This is a genomic window from Amycolatopsis methanolica 239, from assembly GCF_000739085.1.
Lineage (GTDB): Bacteria > Actinomycetota > Actinomycetes > Mycobacteriales > Pseudonocardiaceae > Amycolatopsis_E > Amycolatopsis_E methanolica.
Genome location: NZ_CP009110.1, coordinates 4,651,722 through 4,666,472 on the forward strand (window position 1 = coordinate 4,651,722; position 14,751 = coordinate 4,666,472).

General features: G+C 70.2%; 13 protein-coding genes. 3 read left to right on the forward strand and 10 right to left on the reverse strand.

What is annotated here, in order from left to right:
* Positions 1–36: 36 nt before the first annotated feature.
* Positions 37–666 (reverse strand): 3-hexulose-6-phosphate synthase, encoded by a 630-nt coding sequence (gene hxlA / locus AMETH_RS22640; RefSeq protein WP_017983440.1) that lies wholly within the window; start codon positions 664–666, stop codon positions 37–39.
* A 176-nt stretch (positions 667–842) separates the two neighbouring features.
* Here hxlA and rpe point away from each other — a divergent pair, with 176 nt between their 5' ends.
* Complete coding sequence (gene rpe / locus AMETH_RS22650) at positions 843–1,499, forward strand: ribulose-phosphate 3-epimerase (protein ID WP_017983442.1); 657 nt, start codon at positions 843–845, stop codon at positions 1,497–1,499.
* A gap of 34 nt (positions 1,500–1,533) precedes the next feature.
* Here the strand turns inward: rpe and AMETH_RS22655 are convergent, their stop codons facing one another.
* On the reverse strand, positions 1,534–3,210 hold the full coding sequence (locus AMETH_RS22655; protein ID WP_223842912.1) for a DNA-binding protein: 1,677 nt from the start codon (positions 3,208–3,210) through the stop codon (positions 1,534–1,536).
* A 138-nt stretch (positions 3,211–3,348) separates the two neighbouring features.
* On the opposite strand from AMETH_RS22655, the gene AMETH_RS22660 reads away from it, so the two are divergent.
* Positions 3,349–4,743, forward strand: a complete 1,395-nt coding sequence (locus AMETH_RS22660) for a DNA-binding protein (RefSeq protein ID WP_017983444.1) — start codon at positions 3,349–3,351, stop codon at positions 4,741–4,743.
* Between the two features lie 321 nt (positions 4,744–5,064).
* Here AMETH_RS22660 and AMETH_RS22670 read toward each other — a convergent pair whose 3' ends face one another.
* From AMETH_RS22670 to AMETH_RS41660, 5 genes are all read right to left on the reverse strand, one after another.
* Positions 5,065–6,747: a PQQ-dependent dehydrogenase, methanol/ethanol family gene (locus AMETH_RS22670; protein WP_017983446.1), complete on the reverse strand. Its 1,683-nt coding sequence runs from the start codon at positions 6,745–6,747 to the stop codon at positions 5,065–5,067.
* Between the two features lie 15 nt (positions 6,748–6,762).
* Positions 6,763–7,218 (reverse strand): MSMEG_3727 family PQQ-associated protein, encoded by a 456-nt coding sequence (locus AMETH_RS22675; protein WP_017983447.1) that lies wholly within the window; start codon positions 7,216–7,218, stop codon positions 6,763–6,765.
* 163 nt (positions 7,219–7,381) lie between these two features.
* Positions 7,382–9,610, reverse strand: a complete 2,229-nt coding sequence (gene katG, locus AMETH_RS22680) for a catalase/peroxidase HPI (RefSeq protein ID WP_017983448.1) — start codon at positions 9,608–9,610, stop codon at positions 7,382–7,384.
* Between the two features lie 31 nt (positions 9,611–9,641).
* Positions 9,642–10,190 carry a manganese efflux pump MntP gene (locus AMETH_RS22685; protein WP_156131712.1) on the reverse strand — a complete coding sequence of 183 codons (549 nt, stop codon included), beginning with the start codon at positions 10,188–10,190 and terminating at the stop codon, positions 9,642–9,644.
* A 181-nt stretch (positions 10,191–10,371) separates the two neighbouring features.
* Positions 10,372–10,497 (reverse strand): hypothetical protein, encoded by a 126-nt coding sequence (locus AMETH_RS41660; protein ID WP_017983450.1) that lies wholly within the window; start codon positions 10,495–10,497, stop codon positions 10,372–10,374.
* 288 nt (positions 10,498–10,785) lie between these two features.
* Here AMETH_RS41660 and AMETH_RS22690 point away from each other — a divergent pair, with 288 nt between their 5' ends.
* A complete protein-coding gene (locus AMETH_RS22690; RefSeq protein WP_017983451.1) occupies positions 10,786–11,265 on the forward strand; it encodes a ribose-5-phosphate isomerase in 480 nt (159 codons plus the stop codon).
* A 402-nt stretch (positions 11,266–11,667) separates the two neighbouring features.
* Here the strand turns inward: AMETH_RS22690 and AMETH_RS22695 are convergent, their stop codons facing one another.
* Genes AMETH_RS22695 through AMETH_RS22705 form a run of 3 tightly spaced genes read right to left on the reverse strand, consistent with a single transcriptional unit; the run spans position 11,668 to position 14,700 of the window.
* Positions 11,668–12,645: a fructose-bisphosphatase class II gene (locus tag AMETH_RS22695; protein WP_017983452.1), complete on the reverse strand. Its 978-nt coding sequence runs from the start codon at positions 12,643–12,645 to the stop codon at positions 11,668–11,670.
* A gap of 20 nt (positions 12,646–12,665) precedes the next feature.
* Positions 12,666–13,643 carry a class I fructose-bisphosphate aldolase gene (locus AMETH_RS22700; RefSeq protein WP_017983453.1) on the reverse strand — a complete coding sequence of 326 codons (978 nt, stop codon included), beginning with the start codon at positions 13,641–13,643 and terminating at the stop codon, positions 12,666–12,668.
* Between the two features lie 22 nt (positions 13,644–13,665).
* The gene (locus AMETH_RS22705; RefSeq protein ID WP_167345525.1) at positions 13,666–14,700 is read right to left on the reverse strand and encodes a LysR family transcriptional regulator; all 1,035 of its coding nucleotides are present in this window, start codon (positions 14,698–14,700) and stop codon (positions 13,666–13,668) included.
* Positions 14,701–14,751: the final 51 nt, after the last annotated feature.

Genomic DNA, 14,751 nt, shown 5'->3' on the forward strand with positions numbered 1-14,751 from the left:
CGCACTCCTGGAGGTATCGGGCCGGTTTCGGGTTGGTCAGTGGGTGGCGTGGTGTTTGAGTTCGCGGGCTGCGGTGGCGGGGTCTGGGGCGTTGTAGATGGCTCCGCCTGCGACGGCGACGGTGGCGCCGGCGTCGCGGACGGCGGTGATGGTGTCGGCTTTGATGCCGCCGGCGATGGAGAAGGGCACGCCGGCTTCGCGTCCGTCGCGCAGCAGGGTGTCGATGGTGTAGCCGGGGCGGGCTTGTTCGTCCAGGCCGGCGTGGATTTCGACGAACGCGACTCCGAGCTTGGCGACCTCGCGGATGCGTTGTACCCGGTTGTCGGTGACGGTGATCATGTCGGCCACCACCTTCTTGCCGTACTTGCGGCCCGCCGCGACGGCGCCGCGGACGGTGTCGTCGTCGGCCGCGCCCATCACGGTGACCAGGTCGGCGCCGGCTTCGAAGGCCAGCGCGGCTTCCAGTTCGCCGGCGTCGGCGGTTTTGAGGTCGACGAACACCTGCTTGTCCGGGTGCGCGGCTTTGACCGCGGTCACCGCCGCGATCCCGGCCGATTTCACCAACGGGGTGCCCAATTCCAGAATGTCGACGTGCTCAGCCACCTGACGCGCCAACGTCAACGCCGCCGGCAGATCCAGCACGTCCAACGCCACCTGCAACTCCACGACACACACTCCCTCACATCACGACAGGAAAAACCTTCTGGCCCACCACGATCACCCACCAGCCGAAACCACCACAACACCCCACCACATCCACAAACACAATCACCCCGATCACCACAACCAATAACCACGCCCCCCGGGACCGATCTAGCCTGGAATCCATGCCGAGGAACGCGTTGATCGCACCGTCCATCCTGTCCGCCGATTTCGCGCGGCTCGCCGACGAGATCGCCGTCGTCGAGGGCACGGCGGACTGGCTGCACGTGGACGTCATGGACGCGCATTTCGTGCCGAACCTGACCATCGGGTTGCCCGTGGTGCGGGCGGTGCGCGCGGCCACTGCGCTGCCGCTTGACTGCCACCTGATGATCGACGACCCCGACCGGTGGGCCATCGATTACGCCGAAGCGGGCGCCGCCAACGTGACCGTGCACGGCGAGGCCGCGGACGATCCGGTGATGCTCGCGAAGAACCTCCGCGCGGCGGGAGCCAGGGCAGGACTGGCGATCAAACCCGGCACCCCGCTGGAGCCGTGGACCGAGGTCCTCAAGCACTACGACACCCTGCTGGTGATGTCGGTGGAACCCGGCTTCGGCGGGCAGGCGTTCATCCCCGAGGTGCTCGACAAGGTGCGCACGGCGCGCAGGATGGTCGACACCGGTCACCTCGACCTGGTGGTGGAGATCGACGGCGGCATCAATGCCGACACGATCGAGCAGGCCGCCGAGGCGGGCGTCGACTGCTTCGTCGCGGGCTCGGCCGTCTACTCCGCCGTGGACCCGGCCCGCGCCGTGGCGAACCTGCGCAACCAGGTGGAGCGGCGGCGCGGGTGACGCCCCGCCGGCGCCGGGGGCGGCCCGGAGCCGTTCAGACCCCGAGCATCCGCCGCAGCTCCGGCGCGTGGCGCCGGGACACCGGGACGAACTCGTGGGCGCGGGAGTTCATGATGAGGAACAACTCCCCCTTGATGCCCCGCTCCAGCTCGGCCACGCGGGCGAGGTTGACCAGGAAACGCCGGTGCACGCGGCGAAACCCGTGTGGCACCAGTGACCGCTCGACGTTGTCCAGTCCTCTTGTCGCGGCCTGGATGCGGCCTCGTTCGGTGACCAGCCAGACGATGTTGCGGTCGGCCTCGGCGTAGCGGATCTCCGACGGCGCGAGCAGCACCAGCCGGTCGTTGCGCATGCCGATGATGCGCTGTGGCAACAAACCCGCCGCCTGCGGGCCTTCGCTCTCGTAGGCCTCGCCCTCCTGCACCCCGAAGGCGCACAGCAGACCGACCACGTGGTTGGCGTCGATCACCGGCCGCATCGTCAACGGGGTGACCTCTTCCTCCGGGCAGACCGGCAGTCCCGCGTAGCCGCTCCACTGCGGGTTTTCCTGCGCGCACTCGTTGGCCCACCGCACCACGTCGGAGAAACCGGTGATGTCCGGGGTCCAGCGCTCGGTCGGCTCGCTCGCGCCGGTGAGGATGGGCGTCTCGCCGCCCATGCGCAGCAGGGTGACCGCTGCCTTGTTCGCCGCGATCACGTTCCCGCCGCGGTCCATCGCCATGAACGGGGCGCTGCTGTGGGCGCACTTCCTGTTGAACTGGGAGATCACTTTGTCCGCCTCGTAGATGGCGCGGCGGTAGATCTCTTGGCCGACGCAGGACACGGCTTCGGTAAGCCACGACGGCACGAGCTCCGACAGCATGGCGTTCCAGCGGGAGATGTTGACCGAGGCGACCGGCGCACCGGTCACCACGTCGCGGATCGAGATCCCCGCGCAGGCCCACTGGTGGAACGCCTCGCACCAGTGCTCCGGCCCCGTCACGGTGACCGGACCGGACAATTCGAGCGAGGTTCCCATTCCGTTCGTGCCGGTGCACTGCTCCGACCACGACGACCAGGGGGCGAGGTTGTGCAGCTCGGCACGCCGCTGCGCGCTCGGATCGCCCCAGGCGCCGAGCACGCGGCCGTCGCCGTCGGTCACGGTGACGACGGCGCCGTCGCGTTCCACCTCGCGTCCCGCCAGCGCACCGATGCCGCCCAGCGCGGTGAACACCACGTCGTTGTCGATGCGCTGGTTGTCGTCTCCCGGGGCGCCCGGTGCGACGTCGAGCCGACGGTCCACTTCGTACCGATCGCGGCATCGGTACCATGACGCCAGGATCTCGGGCCGGACACCCGTCTCGATGTCCTCGCCGGCGGCGAAGTTCTCCCAGGCACGCGCGATTTCCTTCGCCGAGGGGGTCGCCAGCAAAGACCTGCCCGTCCGTCGCTCGGCTGGGCTCGGAGCGATCGACAGCGGCGGCACCAATCCGGTCATCGCGGCCTCCTTGTCGCCTGACACTCCGCAGCTGTGACAGTCGTTACAAAGTAACCTACTACCGCGCGCCATTTCAAGACGCGGAAACGCCTTGCAGAACGGCAAAACACCGTGTACCGAACAGTAATCGAGCGGTACCAGGGGGGTCCGGACGACTGCCGCGAGCACCGGCCGACCGCTGATGTGCGGATGGCTACCGTTGATGTGCGCCGCACGACCGTTCGTCAGTGCCACGCGTGCGATCATCCCAGCTCGCTTGCCCCGGAAGGCCGCGAAGTCTAGCGTGCGAGCGCGGGACACGCGAGGCGCGTTGTCACGGCACCGCGCCCTCGCCGGTCCTTTCGAGTGGCACCAGACCAAAGGCGGTCTTTCATGGCACAGCTGCGCCGGCTCGAACCGGACTCCCCCAGCCGACGTCACGACACGGTGTACAGCGCGTGGGAGCGGTTCGTGCAGGGCGAGGACGACCTCCGCGGCGTGCGGCCGGAGATCGCGATCTCCTGGCACCGGTGCCGCGACCAGTACCGGGTCGACCCGTGCCTCACCGCCGCCCCGGTGGCCGTCGCCGAGGTGGACCACGCGCTCGAGCACGACGTCGTGTTCGCCGAACTGGGGTTCCGCGCCGCGGCGCTCACGCACGAGATCGGCACGACGGGCGGCATCGTGACCATCACCGACGCCACCGGCCGGGTCCTGGCGCAGTGGGGCGACCAGGCCACGCGCGCCGCGGCCATCGACGCCAACCTCGCCCCGTGGTTCTGCTGGGCGGAAGGAACAACCGGCACGAACGGGATGGGCACGGCACTGATGTCCTACACCCCGGTGCTGATCCGCGGCCCGGAACACTGGTGCCGCGCCTTCCACGACTGGACGTGCGCCGGTGTGGCCGTGCGGGACGTGGTGACGAGGGACCCGGTCGCCGTGCTCAACGTGTCGTGCTGGCGCAGCGACCTCCCCGCCACCACCGGGACGTGGCTGGGCAACGCCGCCACGATGACGCAACGAATCCTGCGCAGGCGCGCGCAGGACGACGGTGTGGAACTGATGGCCGCCTTCGACCACGCCCGGTCGCGCTCCACCACGCCGCTGGCGGCTGTGGACCCCGCGGGGCGGGTGGTGCTCGCCGACGACACGGCGGGCGTGCTCCTCGGCATCCCGGGTTCCACGCCTGCGCCCGAGCCCGCGGTGCGGTGGAAACCGGAATTGCCGGAGTTCATCCAGGCGGCCAAGTACGCCGCGAAACAAGCGGCGCGCAACCCGGAGTGGACGGGGTCGACGCAGATCTTCACCCGGTTGGCCAACGAGCCGACCCCGATCACCTTCCGGCCGGTATTCCTCTCCGGTCACCTGATCGGCAACCTCGTGTGGTTCGGGCGTTCCGACGGCGACCCGTTGCCCCGAACGGCCGCCGGAAGCCCCCGTCCGGAACACCCGCACCGGATGGTCGCCACGCGCGACAACCGCATGGTCCTGTTGCGACTGCCCGAGGTCGCCGTCGCGCAGTCCGACGGCAACGACGTGTGGCTGTCCACCGATCAGGGGCGCCTGCGGTCCGCCTCGCCCGGGCTGGACAAGCTGGAGTCCGAGCTGAGCGGCGCGGGATTCCTGCGGGTGCACCGGCAGTACGTGGTGAACCTCAGCCGCATCCGCGAGGTGGAGCGACGGTTCAAGGGCGAGCTGTACCTCGTCATGGACGACGAGGAGAAGACGATGGTGCCGGTCTCGCGCCGCAACGCCCCGGCGGTGCGGCGCGCTCTGGCGATCTGACGCGCCGCACCGTCCCGTGCTCCTCAGCCCCGGTACCGGTGCACCTCGCACACGCAGTACATGAGACGGCAGCTGAAGCACGCCGGCTTGCCCACGCACGTGATGCACGGGCCGCAGTCCACTGGTTCGGTGTGCCGCGCGAGGTCGTCCGAGCCGTAGCGTTCACCGCAGTACAGACACGGCCGTGATCCGACTTCCGCATCCCAGCGCGGTGCCGACGACTGGTTCATTCCCATCACCTCGTGCTTCGTCGCGGGGAAAGGAACCCGCCCGGTGACCGGACCACGGTCACCGGGCGGATCGAGGCGCATCAGGCCGCGGTCACAGCGAGAACGTGACCACCGCCGCACCGTGCCCCTGCCCGGACAGGCCGGGCACGATGCCCTCCAGCCAGCCACCCCAGCCGACCGGCACCGTGATGTACTGCTTGCCGTCGACGACGTAGGTGCTCGGGCTGCTGTGGTGACCGCTGCCGCACTGGAAGCTCCACAGCTTCTCACCGGTCTCCGCGTGCAGCGCCAGGAACTCGCCCTCCGGCGTGCCCGCGAACACCAGGTTGCCCGCGGTGGTCAGTGTGGAGGCCGCCATCGGCATATTGTTGAGCCGGTAGCGCCACTTCTCCTCGCCGTGCGAGTCGAACGCGCTCACCGAGCCCGCCATGTTGTCGATGTCGACCTCCACCGCGGCGCCCCAGTACGGCATGCCCTCCTTGAACTCGCGGCGACGCCGGGTGGCGGTGGCGCCCACGTCGGCGACCGGGACGTAGAACAGGTCGTGCTCCGGGTTGTACGACGCGTGCGTCCACTCCTTCGCGCCCGCGGGCCCGGGGAAGAAATGGCAGGGCTCGCCTTCCTTGTCCGGGTACTTGCGCGGCGTGACCTTGCCGTCGCGCGTGATCACGCCCCAGTCGATGCGGTCGACGAACGGCGTCACGTGCTGCAGTTCACCGTTGGTGCGGTCCAGCACAAACATGTAGCCGTTCTTGTCGAAGTGGGCCAGCAGCTTCTTGCCGTCCCGCTCGAACAGCGTCATCTCCATTGTGGAGTCGTAGTCCCACAGGTCGTGGGGCGTGAACTGGTAGTGCCACTTGATCTCGCCGGTGTCGACGTCGAGCGCGACGACGCTGTCGGTGTAGAGGTTGTCGCCGGGACGCACCTCACCGTCGAAGTCGGGTGCCGGGTTTCCGGTGCCCGCGTAGTAGAGGTTCAGCTCCGGGTCGTAGGTGCCGGTGACCCAGTGGTTGCCACCACCGCGCTGCCAGGCCTCACCGTCGGCCGGCCAGGTCTCCGAGCCCGGCTCGCCCGGCTTCGGCACGGTGTAGGTGCGCCAGCGCTGCTCACCGGTCTCCAGGTCCCAGCAGTCGATGTGGCCGCGGACGCCGTACTCGCCGCCGGCTGAACCGGTGATGAGGGTGTCCTTGACGACCAGCGGCGCGATCGAGGCGCTCTCCCCCGCCCGCACGTCACCGATCGTCTTCTGCCAGATCTTGCGGCCGTTGGTCGCGTCGAGCGCCACCAGCTGGGCGTTCTGCGTGACCATGTAGACCTTGCCGTTGGCCACCGCGCAGCCGCGGTTGACGTTCGCGCAGCACAGCGTGACGTCGAACGGGATCGCGTGCTTGTACCGCCACAGCTGCTCGCCGGTGGTCGCGTCGAGCGCCCACAGCCAGCCGTCCCAGCCGGTGACGAACATGACGCCGTCGACCACCAGCGGGCACGCCTCGAACGCGTAGGTCGAGGTGGAGGCGATCAGGCCGGTCGCGCTGGCCTGGTGAATCCACGCGACCTTCAGGTTCTTGACGTTCTCGGTGTTGATCTGGTCGAGCAGGCTGTACCGCTTGCCGTCGTAGTCACCGTAGTAGGTGATCCAGTTGTGCGATTCGCTGCGGGCGCGCAGCAGCCGCTCGTAGTTGATGCCGCGGGTCACGTCCGGCGCGCTGTGCGGCATGTTGGACAGCCGGCTGTGGTTGAACGCCTCACCGGCGTCGACGTACTCGATGGTCATGGGGTCCTCCGCTCCCTACGGCCGCGGCTGGGCGGGTCGGTCGAGTTTGGCTTCCGGCGGCACTTCGCCCTTGACGACGATCGCCGCGGTGAGTCCGCGGCCCTCGTCGTTGCCCGCGGGCGAGCCGTACCAGTAGCAACCGGGCCCGTCCAGCTCCAGCGTCGCGCGGCCCTTCGAGTGGTTCAGCAGACCGATGAACTGCCGGTCACCGTTGCTGGGCAACAGGCACGCGTGGGTGTTCTTGTCGTCGTTGATGATCGTCAGTTCGACCGTGCCACCGTGCGGCAGGATCAGGATCGAAGGCTCCCACGCCATCGCGTCCTCAGGGATGCGGATGGTCGCCTCCATCGTCCCGTCCGGACGCTCGGTCGCCTTCCCGATCGTGCCGGTACCGAGCACGGCGCCGATCGTCGCCCTGTTCTGTCCGCTGAGTTCGGCCAGCAGGTCCTCGCGTTCCTCGAGAGCCGTCATCGGAATTCACCTCCTTGTGAGAAACCAACTTCGTTGGCCTGTAACGGAAATTGACGCTACCTCGCGCGGCGCCGGTCCGACATCCCTCGCCACCGGAGGGCTGCCGTCCGCCGTTGGCCCGCCACTGGGTACCGTTCGTCAGACGCCGACGGTCCACAGCGGACTAGCGTCGGTCGAACCGCCCGAGTTCCATGACTTTCGCCCACGCCGCAACGAAATCCCGGACAAACGCGTCCGGCTCGGCGCTCGCGTGGACCTCCGACAGCGCTCTCAGTTCCGAGTGCGAGCCGAACAGCAGGTCGATCCTGCTCGCCGTCCACCGCGGCGCCCCGGTCACCCGGTCACGCCCCTCGTACACGGCCGTCCAGGTGCCGCTGCCCGGCTTCGGCACCCATTCCGTGCCCATGTCGAGCAGGTTGACGAAGAAGTCGTTCGTCAGCACCCCTGGTCTGGACGTCAGCACCCCCAGCAGCGAACGCCGGTGCGTGGCACCGAGCACGCGCAGCCCGCCGAGCAGCACGGTCATCTCCGGCGCGGTCAGGGTCAGCAGGCTCGCCCGGTCGACCAGGTGGTGCTCGGGCGGCACCGGGCACCGCGGCCCGAGGTAATTGCGGAACCCGTCCGCGACGGGTTCGAGGTGGCCGAACCACTCGACGTCGGTCCACTCCTGGGTGGCGTCCGTGCGGCCGGGCCGGAACGGCACCTCGACGGCACATCCCGCGGCCGCGGCGGCGTGCTCCACCGCGGCGCACCCGGCGAGCACGATGAGGTCGGCCAGCGAGATCCGCGTGTCGTCGCGCCGGTTCTCGTTGAACCGCCGCTGGATCGTCTCCAGCACATCGAGCACCGCGGCGAGCCGCTCGGGTTCGTTGACCGGCCACTCCCGCTGCGGGCGGAGCCGGATCCGCGCGCCGTTGGCACCGCCGCGCTTGTCGCTGTCGCGGTAGGTCGACGCCGACGCCCACGCCGTGGACACGAGCTCCGCGATCGTGAGCCCCGACGCGAGGACCTCCCGCTTGAGCGCCGCGACGTCGGCGTCGTCCACGAGTTCGTGGTCGACATCGGGCACCGGGTCCTGCCAGATCAGCCGTTCCTCCGGCACGAGCGCGCCCAGGTAGCGTTCGCGCGGGCCCATGTCGATGTGCGTGAGTTTGAACCACGCCCGCGCGAACGCGTCCTCGAACTGCTCGGGGTGTTCTAGATACCGCCGGGCGATCTTGTCGTACTCCGGGTCCTGCTGCAGGGCCAGGTCGGTGGTGAGCATGACCGGGTGGTGCTTGACGTCCGGGTCGTAGGGGTCCGGGATCGTGTCCTCGCCCTCCCCGCCGCTCGGGATCCACTGCCACAACCCGGCCGGGCTGAGTTCGACGTCCCACTCGTAGGCGTACAGGGTTTCGAAGAACGTGTGGTCCCACCGGACGGGCGTGCGCGTCCACATCCCCTCCAGCCCGGTGGTGACCGTGTCCGGCCCCTTGCCGGTGCCGAAACTGCCGATCCAGCCCAGGCCCTGCGCGGTCAGCGGGGCCGCCTCCGGCTCGGGACCGATGGTGGTGTTCGGATCGGCGCGGCCGTGCGTCTTGCCGAACGTGTGGCCGCCCCCGATGAGCGCCACCGTTTCCTCGTCGTCGAGCCCCATCCGCCGGAACGTCTCGCGGATGTCGCGGGCCGAAAGCACCGGATCGGGGTTGGTGGCGGGCCCCTGCGGATCCACGTAGATCAGGCCCATCGCGGTGGCAGCGAGCGGTTCGTCGAGCTCGCGCAGGCCGGCGTAGCGTTCCTCGGCCAGCCACTTGCGCTCCGGGCCCCAGTATGTGCCGTCCGGTTCCCACACGTCGACCCGTCCACCACCGAAGCCGAAGGTGGTGAACCCCATGGATTCCAGGGCCCGGTTGCCCGCGAACACGATGAGGTCGGCCCAGGAGATCCGGCGCCCGTACTTCTGCTTCACCGGCCACAGCAACCGCACGGCCTTGTCCAGGTTCCGGTTGTCCGGCCAGCTGTTCAGCGGAGCGAACCGCAGCATTCCGGCGGCGGCGCCACCGCGCCCGTCGAACACGCGGTAGGTGCCTGCCGAGTGCCAGGCCATGCGCAGCACGAGCGGGCCGTAGTGACCGAAGTCGGCGGGCCACCAGTCCTGCGAGGTGGTGAGGACCTCGTCGACGTCGCGCGCGAGCTCGTCGAGGTCGATCGATTCGAACGCCGCGGCGTAGTCGAAATCCGGACCCAGCGGGTTCCCGCCTGCCGGGTTGCGGCGCAACGGCGCCAGGTCCACCCGGTCCGGCCACCAGTCGGCGACGCGGGCCCCCCGGTCGCGCCGCCGCCGGGCGGGCCCCGTCTCGCTCAGAACCTTGTCGTACGTGCGGTAGACGTGGGTGTCGGGATTCTCGGGCATGGGTGTCCTCCCGCGTACTGCCCCGCCGGGATCATTCGAAGACCAGTGGCAGCAGGACCGCGGCGCCGAGCAGCGAGATGCCGCTGAACATGTCGGCACGGACCCGGATGACCCTGGCGGCCATGCGCCCGACGAACAGGCCGGAGAACGACATCACCACCGTCGTCGCGCCGAAGGCCAGCATCGGGACGATGATCGAGAAACCGGCGATGCCGAGTCCCGCGCCGGCGACGAAGTTGTCGATGCTCAGCGACAGCGGCATGCCGAACAACGTGACCCACGGGTGGTCCAGGTCCTCCGGCTCCGGGTTGCGGATCGCGCTGACGATGAAGTAGATGCCGTACAGGCCCAGCGCGACGATGCCGATGTATTCGGCCCACTCGCCGAGGGCATCCCCGAGGACGTGCCCGATCGCTCCGCCGAGCAGGGGACTGAGCGCGTCCCAGACACCGAAGACCAGGGCGACTTGGAACGCCCGGCGCCACCCGAAGGGGATCGTGCCGATGGCGATCGACGAGCGGAAGTTGTCCAGACTGAGGCCGAAAGCCAGCGCGATCAACGGGAGAAATTCAAGATTCACCTGCACCACCCCAAAAAAAATCGGCCGGAGGCACCGCGCTCATCACCTCGGACGTCCCCGCGGTACCGTGAAGCGGGGCCCCTGCACACCGCATCGGGTCCAGGAGCCCCGCGTCACCGCTGACGTGGTCCCGTCACCGGGCCGGTGCGAACCCGGGGCCGCGAGCGACGAGACCCGGTTGTCAGCCCCGGTAGAAGTAACCGCTGGCCTCAGCGCACACCTCGACGACGGTGTACTCCGGGGTTTCCCACTTCATCTGTTCCTCCTCCTCTCGACTCCACCCGGCGAACGGGCGAAGGCCGGGCATTGGTGAAACGCGACATTTCGCCGGAAGTTTCCGCGAAATGGCGCGTTCACACACGAGCATCGTGGGGTTAACGCACCGGTCGCAACCGGCGTGGAACCAGTGGTCGGTAACCGGTGCCGAACGGTGCCCGGGGCCATACGAGTGGGAATGAGTGCGCCGACCTGCGGGGCCTCGACGTCGAAAGGCCCCGTGCGCGGCGTCGCCGGGCCGAGCGGACGCCGGGCGTCATCACGTTTTCCGATGACGCCCGGAACCGCCACGGCGCCGATACCGCAATAGCATGGCGGAATGCGGATTCATCTCGGCGCCGACCACGCCGGTTTCGAACTGAAGAACCATTTCGCCCGCAGGTTGTCCGCGCTCGGCCACGAGGTGACCGATGCCGGCCCCGCGGCGTACGACCCGGACGACGACTACCCGCCGTACTGCGTGGAGACGGCGCGGCGCGTCGTGGCCGACGAGGGCAGCCTGGGTCTCGTGTTCGGCGGCTCCGGGAACGGGGAGCAGATCGCCGCCAACAAGGTGCCCGGTGCGCGCGCCGCGCTGACGTGGAGCGTGACGACCGCGCGGCTGGCCCGCAGGCACAACGACGCGCGGCTGGCAGCGATCGGAGCGCGGATGCACGACGTCGACGAGGCCGAGCGGATCGTCGACGCGTTCCTCGGCACGGAGTTCGAGGGCGGGCGCCACCAGCGGCGCATCGACCAGCTGACGGCGTTCGAACGCACCGGCGACCCGCCCGCGCTACCGGCGGCGCCCACCGGGTGAGGTGATGGCCGCCCTACGGGGCGGCCACCACACGACGTTCACCGCCCCGTGCGGCGCTCTGGTGACCACCGTGAGGTCGGCCCCCGAGCGGCGGCGTGTCGCGCACGCGACCGAATCGCCCTCGCCGTCACGACCGCACCGGGCGGGCGGCCACCGGCGGCCGCCCGCCGACGCTGCGCGACAGTGGCGGTTCGCATCCCGTGGTGTTCCCGCGAGAGTCGCGCCGACCGGCGGCCCTCGCGGTGACCACCGGCGGGTGGACAGCCGGCCGGCGGCGCGCCGCACACGCGACCGCGCCGCCTCACCCGCGCCACCACCGCAACCACACCCGGCAACCTCAGCACCAGCGCCGCCCGCCCACGCGGTCACCACCGCGCAGGCCGGTCACCATGAGACTCCCGGTCAGGCCGACCGGCGGCGCGTGTGGTCGTACCGGTCCGCGGCTCCGTGGTCGGACTCCACGATCCGCACCGAGGCGGGCGAAGAGCACAGCACGAGCGACCGGGTGGTGGTGCGGCCCGCCCGCTGGGCGACACCCCGCAGCGCCCCGCTGCTGGTCACGCCCGTCGCGCAGAAGACGATGTCCGTCCCGCCCACCAGGTCGCTGGTGTGCAGCACCGGGCCGGCGCCGCGCCGCTCGTACCGCGGCCGCACCTGCAGCGCACCACCCAGGCAGGCCAGCGCCGCCGCGGCCAGGACGCCCTCCGCCGCTCCCCCGCTGCCGATCACGACGTCCACCGGGCTGTCCGGCAGCCCCACCGCGAGCGCGCCCGCGAGGTCGCCTCCCTCGAGCACATGCACTCGCGCGCCCGCGCTGCGGATCTCCCGCACGAGCTCCCGGTGCCGCGGCCGGCTCAGCACCCCGACGACGAGATCGCCGACGCGCACGCCGGTGGCCGCCGCGACCGCGCGCAGGTTGTCCCGCACCGGGCGGTCGAGGTCCACGACCTCGGCGCAGCCGGGCCCGACCGCCAGCTTGTCCATCGCCGTGACGTGCGACGGGTCGAACAGCGCGCCGCGCTCGGCGGCCGCGACCGCCGTCAGCGAGTACGGCACGTCCCGCGATGTCGACAACGCACCGTCGGCCACGGACACCGCGACGTCGCACGCAGGACCGTCCCCGTGGCCGACGTCCTCGCCGGCGAGCAGGACAGGCACACCGCGGCGTGCGCCCGCGCGCACCACGACCGTCCCGCGCGCCGGCGCCGCCGCCAGGACCTCGCGCATCGCCTCCGCCGCGGCGATCCCACCGCTGCGCGCAACCCCGTGACCGACCCACCGGCCCGCCGCGACCGCACCGGCCTCGGTGGCCCGCAGCAGTTCGAAGGCGAGCCGGTGACCGGGGCCCGCCACCGGCTCGCCCTCGGGCTGGACACTCATCGGCGACCCACCCCGCCCGCTCACCGCGCGGCGGCGTTGGCGACGGCGCGCTCGGACAGCGCGTCCTGCGCCGCTGTCCACTTGCTGTTGTCACCGCGCCAGGTCTCCAGCGCCGGGCCGACCAGCGCCCGCCCGAACGAGTACGTGAGCTCCCACGGCAGCGGATCCAGGCTCTGCATCGCGCCGAGATGGGCCGTCGCGACCTCCGGGCGCTGGCCACCGGAGAGGAACGCGATACCGGGCACGGACTCCGGCACCGTGGCCCGCAGCGTCTCCACTGTGGCCCGTGCGACCTCCTCCACCGAAGGCTGCTCGGGGCTGTCCGCCCCGGCGACCACCATGTTGGGCTTGAGGACGATGCCGTCCAGCTCCACCTCCATGACGTCGAGCTCGGCGAACAGCACCTGCAGCACGAACGTGGTCACCTCACGGCACCGCGTCAACGAGTGGGCACCGTCCATGAGCACCTCGGGCTCCACGATCGGCACCAGGCCGCCTTCCTGGCACAGCCCGGCGTAGCGGGCGAGCGCGTGCACGTTCGCGCGCACCGCGCGGTCGGTGGGCGTGTTCTCGCCGATCGTGATCACCGCGCGCCACTTGGCGAACGTCGCGCCCAGGCGCACGTACTCGGCGACGCGCTCGCGCAGCCCGTCCAGGCCCTCGGTGACCTTCTCGCCAGGCGCGCCCGCGAGCGGCTTCGCACCGGTGTCGACCTTGATCCCGGCGAGCACGCCGATGTCGTCGAGGTACTGCGGGAACGTGCGGCCGTCGGACAGCTTCTGGCGGAACGTCTCGTCGGCGAGGATGACCCCGCTGATGGAATCCGCGAGCCGCGGGGTGGTGACGATGAGCTCGCGGTACACCCGGCGGTTCTCCTCGGTGGGTTCGACCCCGACCTGCTCCAGCCGCGAGGACATCGTCCCGATGCTCTCGTCCGCGGCGAGGATGCCGCGCCGGTTGGACACCATCGTGCGCGCGATCTTGTTCAGAGCTGACATGTGGTCCTGTTCCTCCTGTGTGTCACCCGGTGGGGGACGTTAAACGTTGCACTGGTGGTTCGTGGTGGTGCGCGGCGTCGCGGATGACGGCCCTGGCCTGCTGCCCCGGCACCACGACCGGCAACGGGCTGCCCTTCGACGCTGCGATCTCCACCAGCTCCCGCGCGTACGCCGGCAGTCCCCGGCGCTCGCTCCACACGGCGTGGATGGGTTTGCCCGGCAGTTCCTGGTCGACGGCCACCAGGTGCAACCTGCCGTCGGCGAGTTCGGACCGCACCGTCGACAGGTTGAGCACGGTCACCCGCCTGCTGGTCGCGACCGCCTGCTTGATCGCCGCGCTGGACGGGAATTCGACGTAGCTGCGCGGCGCGGGCGCACCGGCCAGCAGTTCGTCGGTGAACTCCCGGATCCCCGACCCGCGCTCGCGCAGCACGAGCGGAGCAGCGGCGAGCTCGTCCACCGTCAACGGAGCCGACCTGGTGGCCCACGGGTGCCGCGAGCCAACCACGACGGCCAGCCGGTCGTCGCAGATGTAGCGGGTGACCAGGTCGTCGGGCACCTTGCTGGTCTCCCGGGCACCGGCCTGGTACCAGCCGTCGATGAACGCGAGGTCGACGCGGCCCGCGCGGATGAGCCGGTACAGCGTCTCCACGCTGCCCGCCTGCACCTCGACGCGCGCCTCGCCGAAGGAGAACCCGGACAGGTTCAGCCACTCCGGGATGAGGTGCTCCGAGATCGCCGGGCTGCCCGCGACCCGCAGCCGGTTCGCCTCGCCTTTCCGGGCGCCTGAGCCGAATTCCAGCAACTCCCGCGCCGCCTGCATGACGTTGCGGGCGTACTTCGCCAGCATCTCGCCGTCCTCGGTCAGCTTCGACCCGGCGGGCGACCGTTCGAGCAGCTTGAGACCGAGACGGCGTTCCATCGCGCTGATGCGAATGCTGGCCGCGGGCTGGGACAGGTTGTGCGCCTGGGCCGCTTTCCCCACGCTGCCGTACGTCTCGACCGACAGCAGCAGATCGAGATCGGCGAGCTGAGGCATCTTTGATGGAAGAACCACGGATTCCACCTCTCGCAACGACTCTGTGGCGGGGAACGCAGCCGCGGGCTC